Source organism: Streptomyces sp. CB00455, from assembly GCF_001905445.1.
Lineage (GTDB): Bacteria > Actinomycetota > Actinomycetes > Streptomycetales > Streptomycetaceae > Streptomyces.
This window is the reverse complement of sequence record NZ_LIVQ01000004.1, coordinates 156,780-170,370: the sequence shown is the minus strand read 5'-3', so window position 1 is coordinate 170,370 and position 13,591 is coordinate 156,780. Positions and strand designations below refer to the sequence as shown.

The following is a 13,591-nucleotide window of genomic DNA, read 5'->3' as shown; positions in this document are numbered from 1 at the left end:
GGACGGCCTTGTGATGACGGCCTGCGGCGAGCACCCGGGCAACGGGCTCAGGCCGTCAGCTGCCCGATGAGGCGCTCGGCGGAAGGCAGGAGCCAATCGGGGACGGCGCTTTCCGGCAGTGCCTTGACCTCGTCCATCAGGGTCGAGACCCGCGCGACGCCGGCGTCCCCCCGGCCCCGCTCCTGCTCCGTCCAGGCGGCGTTGTTCACGCACTGGAACCAGTCCCGGAGATGGTCCGGGCCGAGTTCGGCGTAAGCGGCCGCGGCCCGGTCCCACAGGGCGATCTCTTCCAGGCGTAGGGCATCGATCTCCGCCCCGCTCAGCGGCCGGGTCGCCGGAGCCGAAGCGTCGCCGGGTCCGTCCGCCCGGAGGCCCTCGGCCTCGCCGCTGTCATCCCTGCTGTTGGTGTCCTCGCTGTCGTCGCGCTCCCCCTCCGCGCTGACGCGCCGGTCGAGCACCTGCGCCAGCTGGTGCCAGGTCTGGGCGAGTTCGGCCCGTAGCCCGGGTGAACCGGGTTCCGCCGCCAAGGCGCTTTCCAGCACACCGGCAGCCTCGCCCATCAGGGCCCGGGCGCGCGCCACGGCCGCGTCGGTGACCTCCTCGCGCAGCCCCAGCCAGGCCAGGGAACGCAGGACGCGCACCTCGGCGACCGGGGCCTGACCGGTCAGACGGTGCAGTTCCAGAGCCCGCTCGTAGGCGGCCACCGCTTCCACGGCGAGCCCCGCGTCGGACAGGGCGTCGGCGGCCGACTGCGCGAGGCTCGCCTGGGGCCGTGAATCCTCCCAGTCCTTGGCCGCCTCCGCCGCCAGCAGGTACTGCTCCGCCGCCGGCCGCAGATCGTGCAACTGCCGCAGCAGATCACCGAGGAACTCGCGGGCGAAGACGGCCTGCTCCTCGCCGTGCTCCAGCAGATCCGGCAGCGCCGACTGCAGCACCTCGGCGGCCTCGGCTGCCCGGCCGTCCTGGGCGTACGCCCGGGCCAGCAGCAGCCGGGCCTGCGCCCCGCCGTCGGCGGAGAGTCCGGCCTGGTCGAACCAGTGGGCACCCGCCAGTGCGTGCCCGGCTGCCTCCTGCGCGGCGTCCCCCCGGCGCACCAGGAGATCCGCGAGGGTCAGGCGTACGACGCCCTGCGCCTCGGAGTCGGTCACCTCGGCGCTGTGCTCCAGAGCGGAACGCGCCGCTTCCTGCGCCTCCTCGGGCCGATCCAGCGACTTCAGCACCCCCGCCCGCAGGACCAGCGGGTCCACCGCCTGCCACGGCCGGCCCGCGGCGACCGCCCGCGCCGCGGCTGCCGCGAACAGCGTCACCGCCCGCTCCGGGTCGCCCTGGGACAGCGCGACCCGGCCCAGCATCTCCTCGGCCTCCGCCGCCAAGTCGGCGCATGTGTCCTGGTAGGCGGCAGTGAAAGCGGTCAGCTCGGCGGCGAGTTCGTCGTGCCCGTGGCCGCCGGTGTGGTGGTGCCCGTGCGCGCCGTCATCGGGTGTGGACTGCGCCGACCGAAGGTATGACTCCACACGAATCGCAGACAGTTCCGCGAGCGCGATCCGGCGGGCCCGCAGCGGTTCGGCGGGGTCGAGCGCCTCCGCGGCGCGCACCGCCACCGCCAGCAGCCTCCGGATCTCGGCGGGCTCCGCTCCGGACTGCGCGGCCACGCTCGCCAGCCGCAGCTCCGCAAGCGCCGCGCGTTCCTGCCGTCCGAGCGCCCGGTAAGCCTCGCGTACCGCTACCAGCAGCTCGGGGGCGTCCTTGGCCCCGCTCCGCGCGGCGGCCAGCGCCCGGCGGTCCGCCAGGTCGGCGGCCAGGAGCGGATCGGGCTGCGACCGGGCGTCCGTCCGTAGGGACACCTCGGCCCACAAGTCGTCGGCGTGCGGGTGACCCAGGTGCCGGGCGGTCCTGGCCCGCTCCACCAGGTCGGCGAAGTCGCCGGGAGCCGCCTGCACGGGCGCGGCGGGCACGATGGGACCCGCCGGTTGTCCGGGCCGGGCGAGGGATGCACTGCGCACCCCGAGCGGCAGGTGGGTGACCAGCGGCTGCCGCCCGATCCGTGCCAGGAGCCGCTCCGAGACGCGGGTGGTTCCGTTGCGGGCATCGAACTGCCCGGCGATGTCGAGCACGCCCGCCCGCAGGACCTCGTACAGCTCGCCGACGGTGCGGGGGGTGCCGTCGTAGGGAACGGCAGGGCTCCGGCCGTGACCCAGGTCCGTCAGGCGGCGCAGCAGGACGAGGATGCCGCCGTGGAAGGCCAGCCGGTCGTCGAGGTTGGCGAGCGGCCCGACGTGCGAGGCGTGTTCGGCGAGGATCTCCAGGCCACGGGACTCGTTGCCGGTGAGTGCGCAGAATTCGATGTGTTTGCCGACCGTCGGCAGCAGGCTCTCGTTCCCCCGGGCCATGCGGTAGCCGCGCAGGTGGTTCGACCGGGCCTCGTCGGTGCGGCCGACCCGCAGCAGCGGCAGCAGGGATGTGGCCAGCACCCGGTGCGGTTCCTCGGCGCAGGTCCGCTCGCCGGCCAGCACGGGCTTCCAGACCTCCAGGGCTTCCGCGTCGTCGCCGCGCAGGACGGCGTACTGGCCCTGGCCGTTGAGTTCGCAGGCGTGGCAGTCACTCATGTCGTCGCGCTCCGCCGCCAGCCACCGCTCGTAGGCACGGTGGGCGCGCTCGTCGTCGCCCGTCGTGTCCGCGAGCCACAGCTCGGCCTCGCGGACAGGCCGTTCGCTGTAGCCCGCGATCCGGTAGCGCCGCTCCATCTCGTCGAGCCAGCCCGTCGCCGATGCCAGGGGGACCCCGGGGGAGTCGGCGATGGCCGTGGACACCCACTTGAACTGCCAGAACAGCGAGTGTGCCTCCCATTCGGAGAAGGCTGCGGGGTCCTTGTCGTACTCCTGGAGCAGCCGGGCGAAGGGCACGAGCAGCTTGGAGGACTCGGAGCTGTACAGATAGGCCTTGATCAGATTGTCCAGGGCCTCACGGAACAGGGCCGGATCGCCGCTCGTCTCGGCAGCGCCGGCCAGCGCCTCGGCGTGGGCGTTGCGCGCCGCGCCGTTGGGCGAAGCGCGGTTCTCCGCCAGTGCCTGCTCGATCTCCTGGCGCGTCAGCGTCGTCACTTCGGGTCCTCCTGGGTGTCGGTGGAGTGGGTCGCCCATTCCAGGAGCCCCAGGAAGGCCCGGTTGAGCAGGGTGGAATCGGCGGGACGCAGCGGACGCTGGGACATCAGCAGTGCCTGCCCGTAGAGCGATTCGATCGCGGTGCCGGTCAGTGCCTCGTCGGAGAGGGCGGAGATCCGCCGGATCAGCGGGTTGTTGTGGTTGAGGACCAGGCGGGCGCGGGGCGCGGAACCGCGCAGCGCGCCGAGGATGCCGCTCCACAGGGAATCGGCGCTCTCCAGCGCCGCGGTCCGGTCCCGTTCCTGCCGGGCCTGCCGGTCGTCGAGGTAGAGGGCGGGGACGGCGACGGGTTGGAACGCCCGTAGCACCACGTCGCAGCTCTGGGGTTCCAGCCGGGTGCGCGCGGTGGCCAGGAAGGGGGCGAGTTCCAGCTCGGCGGCCGTGGTCACCGGGTCGAGCCGTTCGGTGACCGCCCCGGCGTCCAGCTCGGTGACCTTCAGCTCGGGCCGTACGGAAGGCAGCAGCTCCAGCAGGTCCGCGTCGTAGGTGTAGCCCGCGTTGATGACGCCGAGACCATGGGCGGCGGCGATCGGTGCGATCTGGCGGAACTCCTCGACCGTGCGCGTGAAGTGGAGGTCGGTGTGGGCCGCCGCGAACTGCTCCAGGCTCATCGGGCCGTCGCTCGTCTCGAACGGCAGCCACGGCAGCATCAGGCCGAGCAACTCGGAGTCGTGGCGGGCCATGGACTTCACGCCGAGGTGGTGGACGCGCAGGAAGGCGGCCAGCCGCTCCGGGTCGCTCGCCGCGAGTTTCGCGAGCCAGCCGCGGATGCGGGCGCCCAGGGCGTCCCGTACGGCGGCCAGGGTCTCGTCTTCGTAGAGGTTCTCGCGGGAAGCGGTGGGACGCAGCGTGTCCGTGTCGAGGACGGCGCGGACGAAGAACGCCCAGTCCGGCAGCAGGGTGTCGGCCCGGTCGGTCAGCAGCATGCCCTTGAGGTGGACGCGGTGCCCGGCCCGGTGGGCGGGGCTGGTCGGTTCGGGAAGCACGTACGCCACTCCGCGCACCCCCGCGACCGGCAGGTCCAGGTCGATGCTGTCGAGCGGGGTGAAGCCGAACAGCCGACTGCAGTGTCCGGCGAGTGCGACGCGCCGGCTGGCCGGGGTGGGGAAGGACCGGTCCCACACGGCGGGGAGATCGGTGAGGGAGCGCGGCGCCTCTCCCTCACCCTCGTCGAAGGTGATGTCGTAGGGCAGCAGGGAGCCGTAATCGCGGGCCAGTTCCTCGACCTTGGCGGGGACGGTCCACTCGGCGGCGCCCGGCCTGGCCTCCAGGACGACGGTGGTGCCGGGCTGCGTGCGGGCGTCGTGGGGCAGCTCGCGGACGGTGTACGAGCCGTCGTCCGTGGCCAGCCATTCGACGGGTGCGGCCCGGGGGTCGCGGGCGGAGCGGGTGACGACGCGGATGCGGCGGGCCACGACGAAGCACGCGAGCAGTCCGATGCCGAACTGGCCGAGGAACTCCCTCCGGGTGGCCTCCAGGCCGTGCTCGCCACCGCGCTTGGAGCTGCGTCCGATGGTGGCGAGGAGGGAGTGGGCCTCGTCGGCGGTCAGGCCGATGCCGCTGTCCTCGATGGTCACGCGGCCGCCGGACGCGGACAGCCGGATGCGGATCTCCGCCTCCGGATCGAGGGCCTGGCGGGCGGTGACGGCGTCCACGGCGTTCTGGAGGAGTTCGCGTACGTAGACGCGGGGGCTGGAGTAGAGGTGGTGGGAGAGCAGGTCGACCAGGCCGCGCAGATCGACCTGGAAGCTGTGGGGTGTGGACGTCATGGGGCGTCACCTCGCGTGCATACGGGAATGGTTCGGCGATCGCGAGGTCCCCCCCTCACGGATCCCGGAGTGGGAACAGATTAGGGGGATGGTCCGACAATTCATGGGTGAATTCCCGCGTGCGGACGTGCCGGCAGGCGCCGGGCAGGCGCTGTGGAAGGAGCGGGAGCAGACTTACGAGAAGCGCAGGAACCGCGGCGGTACGGCGTCCACCAGCCACACTCCGTTGGCGCTGATCCGGAAGACGTGTCCGGCGGCGCGCATGGCCGCCGCGTCCACGCTCAGGATGACGGGCCGGCCGCGGCGGGCGCCGACCCGGGTGGCGGTCTCGCGGTCGGGTGACAGGTGCACGTGGTGGCGGGCCATCGGGCGGAGCCCCTCGGCGCGGATCGCGTCCAGCGCGGCGGCGACAGTGCCGTGGTACAGGTACGCGGGCGGCTCCGCCTCCGGGAGGTCCAGGTCCACGGCCACGGTGTGCCCCTGGCTGGCCCGGATCCGGGTGCCGGAGACGGCGAACCGCTGCTTGTCGTTGGCGGCCACCACATGGTCGAGCTCGGCGCGGCTGAAGGCGAAACCATGCGAGGCGGCGGCGCGCAGCAGGTCGTCGATCTCCACCCAGCCGTTCGGGTCGAGCAGCAGTCCGATGCGTTCCGGCTGGTGCCGCAGGTGTTTCGAGACGTATCTGGACACCTTTACGGTGCGTCTTTCATCCATGGGTCCAGCGTGCCCCGTCGGGCGGTCGGCCGGCAGTGATTTTCCCGTGCCCGCCGATCGTGGACACCCTCTATCCCCTTTCCGGGATACGGAATACATTTTCCGCTGTGACGTCAGCCCAGGGGGAGGAACCATGACAGCCCGTACGTCTCTGCCGCGCCGTGCGGTCGCCGAACTGATCGGCACCGCGGGTCTGCTGGTGGTCGTGATCGGCTCCGGGATCCAGGCCGCCGAGCTGAGCTCCGACACCGGTGTCGCCCTCGTCGCCAACTCGCTCGCCTCCGCCATCGGTCTCGGGTTGATCATCACCCTCTTCGGGCCGGTGTCCGGAGCCCACCTCAACCCGGTGGTCACGCTCACCGCCTGGTGGGTTCGGCGCACCGGCGGGGAGGGGCTCGAAGGCCGTGAGGCGTGCGTCTACACCGCTGCCCAGACGGCCGGGGCCGTCGGTGGCGCCGTCCTCGCGGAAGCCATGTTCGGCCGTATCCCCGGCACCTTCGCCACGCAAGTCCGCGACGGCGGCCACCTGCTCGCCGGCGAGGTCGTCGCCACCGCCGGGCTCGTCCTCGTGATCCAGGGCCTGGGACGCATCGGGCGCCCGAAGCTCGTCCCGGCCGCGGTCGCCGCATATGTGGCCGCCGCGATCTGGTTCACTTCCTCGGGCTCCTTCGCCAACCCGGCCGGCACCATCGGACGCAGTTTCAGCGACTCCTTCACGGGCATCGCGCCGCGCTCCCTCCCTGGTTTCGTTGCGGCGCAGCTGATCGGCGGGATCCTGGGTCTCGCCCTCACCTCCCTGCTGTACGGGACCTCCCGCGCCGCGGACGCCGCGCCGCGGGAGCCGTGACCGGGACTGGGGCCGGTGGACGGCGTGGCCTTCGTCAAGGCGTACTGCGAGACCATCCGGTGAGACGGCACCCCCGGTTGCCCACAGGCAAGGGGGACTTGTCCACAGCTGTTTGGATGGGTTTTGACGGCAAACGCGTGATCCGCCCTGTGGACTACCGCCCTCCCCGGCGGGCCAGATCGTTCATCGTCCGCGCCTGGAGTTCCCGCTCGGTCGCGGCCCGGATGAACTCCGCCACGTGATCGGTGCCCACCAGCTCCTGCACCGCCCGCACCGTTCCGGCCGGCAGCGCCACCGGTGACGGATCCGACGGCTGCGGTGTTCCGGCCGCCCCGAGGTGGCGTTGCAGGTGCCGGGTCGCGAACAGCCGCATCGCCCGCGCCAGCTCCGCGTCCACGGTCTGCTGGGCCAGCGGCCGGAGCCGGCGCACCATCGTCGCCGCTTCGGCCAGGTCCGCTTCGGTCCTCGGGAACGGCCCTTCATGGGCGGAGGGCGACACCTGCCCGAGGTAGCGCGCGAAGACGTGCTCGGTCGTGAACTCCAGGAAGCGCGAGGCGATGTGCTCCACCTGCCCGCGCAGCTCCCGCAGGTGCCCGGTGATCGCCGCCAGCGGTACCCCGGCCGCGTACAGCTCGGCGGCCACCGCCAGCTCCTGCGGCGAGGGAACCAGGAACAGGTCCGGGGCACCCGGGATCCGCTCCAGCACCCCCAGTTCGCACGCCTCGTCCACCGCGTCGTCGTCGGGCATGCCGCCGAAGCGCTCGTTCAGTTCCGCCCGGCTGATCCGGGCAGCCTCCTCGTCGGTCCACGGCCCGTGCACCTCCGCGACCAAGCCGAGGACACCGCCCAGCCCCCGCCCGGCGTCCCAGGCCTCCAGCAGTTCCTTGATGGACGCCAGGGTGTAGCCGCGGTCGAGCAGGTCCGCGATCTGGCGCAGCCGCGCCAGATGCGTGTCCCGGTAGACGTTGGAACGGCCTCGCCGCTCCGGCTTCGGCAGCAGACCACGGTCCTGGTACGCCCGGATGGTGCGCACCGTGGCGCCGCTGTGGTGCGCCAGATCCTCGATCCGGTACTCGGCTACCGCCTGCTCGGACAATCCCGGCTCCCTACGACATCGCGGCTCGGCTGGCCGCGCCCGCTGCGGTCCGGGCGGCAGGTGAAGCCGCAGGGTACTCGACCGCCCTGCGCGGCGAGCCCTCCTGCGAGGGATGGTACGACCGCCGCAAGTAGCGGGGTATGGCCGTGCCGCTCTCACTCCACGCGGACAGCAGCCCCATGGCCACGGGGACGGACTTCCCGTCGAAGGCCGGCCGGCGAGGGGTGATCGGGTACGGGCCCGCTCCGGTCTCCGCGGCCGCGCTCACACCGGGGGCTCCAGCTTCGCGATGGCCCGCAAGGTGCGCGGAGCGAAGCGGGACATCCACAGGGCGCCCTTGGATTCGGGAGTCACCGGCACCACGGCCTCGTTGCGCACGACGGCCCGCAGGATCGCCTCGGCGACCTTCTCCGGCGGGAAGTTCCGCAACCCGTACAGGCGCGAGGAGCGTTCCTGGCGGCGCTTCTCCTCGGCCTCGTCCACCCCGGCGAAGCGCGACGTGGCGGTGATGTTGGTGTTGACGATGCCGGGGCAGATGGCGGAGACGCCGATCGACTTCGACGCCAGTTCCGCGCGCAGGCACTGCGACAGCATCAGCACCGCGGCCTTCGAGGTGCTGTAGGCCGGCAGTGTCTTTGACGGCAGGTAGGCGGCGGCGGAGGCGGTGTTGACGATGTGGCCGCCCTGTCCGCGCTCCGCCATCTGCCTCCCGAAGATCCGGCAGCCGTGGATGACTCCCCACAGGTTGACGTCGAGGACCTTCTTCCAGTCCTCGGTGCTGGTGTCGAGGAAAGCTCCCGACAGACCGATCCCGGCGTTGTTGACCAGGACGTCCACGACGCCGTATTCGGAGGCGACCCTCGCCGCGAGCTTCTCCATCGCCTGCTCGTCACTGACGTCGGCACACTCGCTCCAGGCTTCCGGGGCGCCGACCAGGCGAGCCATGTCCGCAGTTCGCGCCGCGCCCTCGGCATCCCGGTCCACGGCCACCACCCGGGCCCCTGCCTCGGCGAAGGCGGAGGCGGTGGCCCGGCCGATGCCGCTGGCGGCGCCGGTGACCAGGACGAGCTGGCCGCCGAAGCGGTCGGCGTACCTGCCGGGTGCCTTCCGCTCCGGTGGGGTGCCCGGTTCCTCCCGGGTGGTGACGAAGTCCGTGATCCAGGCGGCCAGCTGGTCCGGCCGGGTCCGGGGCACCCAGTGCTTGGCGGGCAGGGTGCGCCGCACCAGGTCGGGTGCCCACCGTTCCAGCTCGTCGTAGAGCCGCTCGGACAGGAAGGCGTCCCCGGTCGGCGTGATCAGCTGTACCGGCACGTGGGCGTACGCGTCGGCGCGCGGACGGCGCAGGCGGGGCCGTACGTTGTCGCGGTAGAGCCAGGCCCCGTGGGCCGCGTCCGAGGGCAGCGAGGCCGTCGGGTAGGGGCCGGCCGGCACCTTCTCCATGCGCGCGAGGATCGCCGGCCACCGCTTGCCGAGCGGCCCGCGCCAGGCGAGCTCGGGCAGCACCGGGGTGTGCAGCATGTAGACGTACCAGGACTTGGCGCCCTGGCCGAGCAGCTGCGCCGCCCGGCGCGGGGTGGGCCGCGCCATCCGCTTCCTGATCCAGTGTCCGAAGTGGTCGAGGGAAGGGCCCGACATCGAGGTGAAGGAGGCGATCCGCCCCTCGGTGCGGGCGACCGTGGCGAACTCCCAGCCCTGTACGGAGCCCCAGTCGTGACCGACCAGGTGGACCGGCCGGTCCGGACTGACGGCGTCCGCCACCGCCAGGAAGTCGTCGGTGAGCTTCTCCAGGGTGAAACCGCCGCGAAGCGGCTGCGGAGCGGTCGAGCGTCCATGACCGCGGACGTCGTAGAGCACCACGTGGAAACGGGCGGCCAGTCGCTCGGCGACCTCCGACCAGACCTCCTTGCTGTCCGGATAGCCGTGCACCAGGACCACCGTCGGCCGGTCCGTCTCGCCCAGCTCGACGACGCACAGCTCGATGCCGCCGGTGCTCACCCAGCGCTCGCGCGCACCTGCCAGTGCCGCCGCATCCGCCTTGCCCGTACTGCTCATGCCGCTTTCTCCTCAGCCCAGCGCCGCACGTGCGGCAGATCGTCGTCCAGCCAGAACGCACTCTCACCGGGATCCCGGGAGTCGGTGACGACCAGGATCTCCTCGAACTTCGCACCGGTGCCCCTGAAGCCGAGGTGCGGCTCCACCGCCCACAGGCCGGGCTGCGGCGGGTGGTCGGAGAAGTGGTAGGGGCTCCACAACGGGGACCATCCTTCACGGTGTCCGTGCAGTGCGTCGGATGCCAGTCCCTTGAGGGCCCGGGTGCCGAATCCGAAGGCCCTCGGTGACCAGCGGCGCTCCCTGACCCGGCCGATCTTGTGCGCGATCACCCCGAACGGATAGGCGCGGTGCCGGTTGGCGTACCCCTGCCGGTTCATGAGCCGTTCGACGTTCTCGTAGATCTCGCGCAGGGAACGGCGCTCGCGCACCTGCTCCAGGATCAGCGTGCGGTGTGCCTGCAGATCCGACATCAACCGGTCCTGCACCGGATTGAGCCCGAGGCTGCCCGAGTACCCGATGTCGGCCGCGTAGCCGTTGTGGACCGGCGCCATGTCGAGGATGAACGGCATCCCCGGCTCCAGCTTCCGGTCGGTGGGGAAGAACTGCAGCGGTATCCGGAAGTTCACGAAGGCGGTCCGGTCCCCGAACCAGGCGAACGGTAAGTGGAACCAGTCGCGCACCCCGCGCTCGCGCAGCCACTCCCGCTGCATCCGCGCGGCCTCACGCTCGGTCACTCCTGGCCGCAGCTGCGCGGCAACGGTCTCCGCACACTCGTAGGAGAGGCGCTGCACCTCTGTGAACCCGCGCAGGTCGGTGCTGAGTTGCGCGGTGCGTTGCTTGGTGTCCCCAGCCATGCCAGCCGTCCGTCCCGGTAGCGGTACGCGCTCGTAACTTGACACTGATGAATGTGACAATGACCGGAGATCACGTCAAGGGCCGTGCACGGACCTGTGGACAAACTTGTCCGGTCATCGTCAGATCCCTGAGGGGGAGGCCGCCGCGCCCCCTCAGGTCCGGTGCCGGCCCGTCCCGGGCGGCGCACCGGGCTCTGCGAGGTCCGCTCCGCATCAGCCTTGCGTCAGGGTCTGTAGTCCTGAAGGCGGAGACGGGATCCCGCTCCAGGTCTGACGATCGGCCACGCCTTCGGCACTAACGTCGGAGCCGTGACTGTCATCGCGACCGAAAGCCTGAGCAAGCGGTACCCCCGAGTGACCGCCCTCGACCGGCTCTCCTTGGACATCGGGCCTGGTGTGACCGGCCTCGTGGGTGCCAACGGAGCCGGCAAGTCCACGCTGATCAAGATCCTGCTGGGACTGTCCCCCGCCACCGAGGGCAGCGCCGCCGTGCTTGGCCTCGACGTCGCCACGCATGGCAGCGCCATTCGTGAACGCGTCGGCTACATGCCCGAGCACGACTGCCTGCCACCCGACGTCTCGGCCACCGAGTTCGTCGTGCACATGGCCCGCATGTCCGGCCTGCCGCCCACCGCGGCGCGCGAGCGGACCGCCGACACCCTGCGCCACGTAGGGCTCTACGAGGAGCGCTACCGGCCCATCGGCGGCTACTCCACGGGCATGAAGCAGCGCGTCAAGCTCGCCCAGGCCCTCGTCCACGACCCCCAGCTCGTCCTCCTCGACGAACCGACCAACGGGCTCGACCCGGTCGGCCGTGACGAGATGCTCGGCCTGATCCGCCGCGTCCACACCGACTTCGGCATCTCCGTCCTGGTCACTTCCCACCTCCTCGGCGAGCTGGAGCGGACCTGCGACCACGTGGTGGTCGTCGACGGGGGCAAGCTGCTGCGTTCCAGCTCCACCAGTGACTTCACGCAGATCACCACCACCCTGGCGGTCGAGGTCACCGACTCCGACGCCCACCCGGACGGCACCGCCGCCCTGCGCAAGGCACTCACCGAGGCGGGCCTCGCCCTGCACACGGCCGAGGAACAGGGCCTGCCCGGCGCAGGCCACATCCTCCTGGTAGAGGCCACGGGCGAAGAAACCTACGACACCGTCCGCGACACCGTCGCCGACCTCGGTATCGGCCTGGTCCGCATGGAGCAGCGCCGCCACCACATCGCGGAGGTCTTCCGCGACAACGACCAGTCCGCGCAGCCCATCCAGCAGAAGGGAGCCGGTTCCGATGGCGCCTGACACCTCGACCCAGATCCACAACATCGGCTACCGGTCGTACGACGGCTCCCGGCTCGGCCGCGCCTACGCCCGCAAGTCCCTGTTCTCGCAGTCCCTGCGCGGCGCCTACGGCCTCGGCCGCTCCGCCAAGTCCAAGGTGCTGCCGATGATCCTCTTCGCGGTGATGTGCGTGCCCGCGCTCATCATCGTCGCGGTGGCCATCGCCGTTCCCGGCTCCACCGAACTGCCGGTCAAGTACACGACGTACGCCCTGACCACCCAGGTGATCATCGGCCTCTACCTGGCCTCCCAGGCACCGCAGTCGGTCTCCCGCGACCTGCGCTTCAAGACCGTGCCGCTCTACTTCTCCCGCCCCATCGAGCGGGTCGACTACGTCGTGGCCAAGTACGCGGCCATGGCGTCGGCCCTGTTCATCCTCACCGCCACACCGCTGCTGATCATGTGGATCGGCTCGCTGCTGGCCAAGTTCGACTTCGGTGACCAGACCAAGGGATTCGGGCAGGGACTCGTGTCGGTACTGCTGCTGTCGCTGCTCTTCGCGGGGCTCGGCCTGGTCATGGCCGCGCTCACCCCCCGCCGCGGGTTCGGCGTCGCCGCGATCATCGCCGTGCTGCTGATCCCCTACGGCGCGGTGACCGCCGTCCAGGGCATCGCCTACAACACCGGGAACACCGGGGCCATCGACTGGATGGGCCTCTTCTCCCCCATCACCCTGATCGGCGGCGTCCAGACGGCCTTCCTCGGTGCGACCTCCGCCTTTCCCGGTGGCGAGGGCCCCGGGGCCGGCACCGGCTTCGTCTACCTGCTCGTCGTCCTCGGCCTCATCGCCGGCTCCTACGCCGCCCTGATGGCCCGCTACCGGAAGGCCGGGCTGTGACCATCATCGACATCGACCACACCTCCCGCTGGTTCGGGAACGTCGTCGCCGTCAACGACGTGACCATGCGCATCGGGCCCGGCGTGACCGGACTCCTGGGCCCCAACGGCGCGGGCAAGTCCACGCTCATCAACATGATGGGCGGCTTCCTGGCGCCCTCCACGGGCACGGTCACCCTCGACGGCACGCCGATCTGGCGGAACGAACAGGTCTACCAGCAGATCGGCGTCGTACCCGAGCGGGAGGCGATGTACGACTTCCTCACGGGCCGCGAGTTCGTCGTCGCCAATGCCGAACTCCACGGGCTGGGCGACGCGGACGCGCAGCGGGCGCTGTCCACCGTCGAGATGGAGTACGCCCAGGACCGGAAGATCTCCACGTACTCCAAGGGCATGCGCCAACGCGTGAAGATGGCGTCCGCCCTGGTCCACGAGCCGTCCGTACTCCTGCTCGACGAACCGTTCAACGGCATGGACCCGCGCCAGCGCATGCAGCTGATGGACTTGTTGCGGCGCATGGGCGACGACGGGCGCACCGTGCTGTTCTCCTCCCACATCCTGGAGGAGGTCGAGCAGCTGGCCTCCCACATCGAGGTGGTCGTCGCCGGCCGGCACGCCGCCTCGGGTGACTTCCGCAAGATCCGCCGCCTGATGACGGACCGCCCGCACCGCTACCTCGTCCGCTCCTCCGACGACCGGGCCCTCGCCGCGGCCCTCATCGCCGACCCGTCCACGGCCGGTATCGAGGTCGACCTGAAGGAAGGCGCCCTGCGCATCCAGGCCGTCGACTTCGGGCGCTTCACCGAACTGCTGCCGCGGGTCGCCCGCGCGCACGGTATCCGGCTGCTGACGGTCTCGCCTTCCGACGAGTCCCTCGAGTCGGTCTTCTCCTACCTCGTCGCGGCCTGAAGGAGCTGGCACCC

10 protein-coding genes and 1 pseudogene are annotated in these 13,591 nt (G+C 71.4%); 4 read left to right on the top strand and 7 right to left on the bottom strand.

The window, feature by feature from the left end:
* Window positions 1-47 precede the first annotated feature (47 nt).
* The 3 genes from AMK16_RS18110 to AMK16_RS18100 form a co-directional block, all read right to left on the bottom strand.
* The gene (locus AMK16_RS18110; protein ID WP_073916778.1) at window positions 48-3,101 is read right to left on the bottom strand and encodes a hypothetical protein; all 3,054 of its coding nucleotides are present in this window, start codon (window positions 3,099-3,101) and stop codon (window positions 48-50) included.
* A complete protein-coding gene (locus AMK16_RS18105) occupies window positions 3,098-4,930 on the bottom strand; it encodes an HSP90 family protein (protein ID WP_073916774.1) in 1,833 nt (610 codons plus the stop codon). Before AMK16_RS18105 ends, AMK16_RS18110 begins: the two co-directional genes overlap by 4 nt.
* Window positions 4,931-5,104: 174 nt before the next feature.
* Window positions 5,105-5,644 (bottom strand): RNA 2'-phosphotransferase, encoded by a 540-nt coding sequence (locus tag AMK16_RS18100; RefSeq protein ID WP_073916770.1) that lies wholly within the window; start codon window positions 5,642-5,644, stop codon window positions 5,105-5,107.
* 133 nt (window positions 5,645-5,777) lie between these two features.
* Between AMK16_RS18100 and AMK16_RS18095 the strand changes: the two genes are divergently transcribed.
* Window positions 5,778-6,491, top strand: a complete 714-nt coding sequence (locus AMK16_RS18095) for an aquaporin (protein ID WP_073916768.1) — start codon at window positions 5,778-5,780, stop codon at window positions 6,489-6,491.
* Between the two features lie 154 nt (window positions 6,492-6,645).
* Here AMK16_RS18095 and AMK16_RS18090 read toward each other — a convergent pair whose 3' ends face one another.
* The 4 genes and pseudogenes from AMK16_RS18090 to AMK16_RS18075 all read right to left on the bottom strand — a co-directional run bounded on the left by AMK16_RS18090 (window position 6,646) and on the right by AMK16_RS18075 (window position 10,493).
* Entirely contained in the window at window positions 6,646-7,587 is a 942-nt protein-coding gene (locus tag AMK16_RS18090) for a MerR family transcriptional regulator (RefSeq protein ID WP_073916765.1), read from the bottom strand.
* A gap of 10 nt (window positions 7,588-7,597) precedes the next feature.
* Window positions 7,598-7,774: pseudogene (locus AMK16_RS37275) on the bottom strand (metal-dependent hydrolase); the annotation flags it as partial.
* 77 nt (window positions 7,775-7,851) lie between these two features.
* The gene (locus AMK16_RS18080; protein ID WP_073916757.1) at window positions 7,852-9,639 is read right to left on the bottom strand and encodes an SDR family oxidoreductase; all 1,788 of its coding nucleotides are present in this window, start codon (window positions 9,637-9,639) and stop codon (window positions 7,852-7,854) included.
* Window positions 9,636-10,493, bottom strand: a complete 858-nt coding sequence (locus AMK16_RS18075; RefSeq protein WP_073916754.1) for a M24 family metallopeptidase — start codon at window positions 10,491-10,493, stop codon at window positions 9,636-9,638. The genes AMK16_RS18080 and AMK16_RS18075 overlap by 4 nt, the downstream gene beginning before the upstream one ends.
* Window positions 10,494-10,802: 309 nt before the next feature.
* Between AMK16_RS18075 and AMK16_RS18070 the strand changes: the two genes are divergently transcribed.
* Genes AMK16_RS18070 through AMK16_RS18060 form a run of 3 tightly spaced genes read left to right on the top strand, consistent with a single transcriptional unit; the run spans window position 10,803 to window position 13,577 of the window.
* Entirely contained in the window at window positions 10,803-11,792 is a 990-nt protein-coding gene (locus AMK16_RS18070; protein WP_073916750.1) for an ABC transporter ATP-binding protein, read from the top strand.
* On the top strand, window positions 11,782-12,669 hold the full coding sequence (locus tag AMK16_RS18065) for an ABC transporter permease subunit (protein ID WP_073916746.1): 888 nt from the start codon (window positions 11,782-11,784) through the stop codon (window positions 12,667-12,669). The genes AMK16_RS18070 and AMK16_RS18065 overlap by 11 nt, the downstream gene beginning before the upstream one ends.
* Window positions 12,666-13,577, top strand: coding sequence for an ABC transporter ATP-binding protein (locus tag AMK16_RS18060; protein ID WP_073916744.1), 912 nt, complete (start codon window positions 12,666-12,668; stop codon window positions 13,575-13,577). The genes AMK16_RS18065 and AMK16_RS18060 overlap by 4 nt, the downstream gene beginning before the upstream one ends.
* Window positions 13,578-13,591 lie beyond the last annotated feature (14 nt).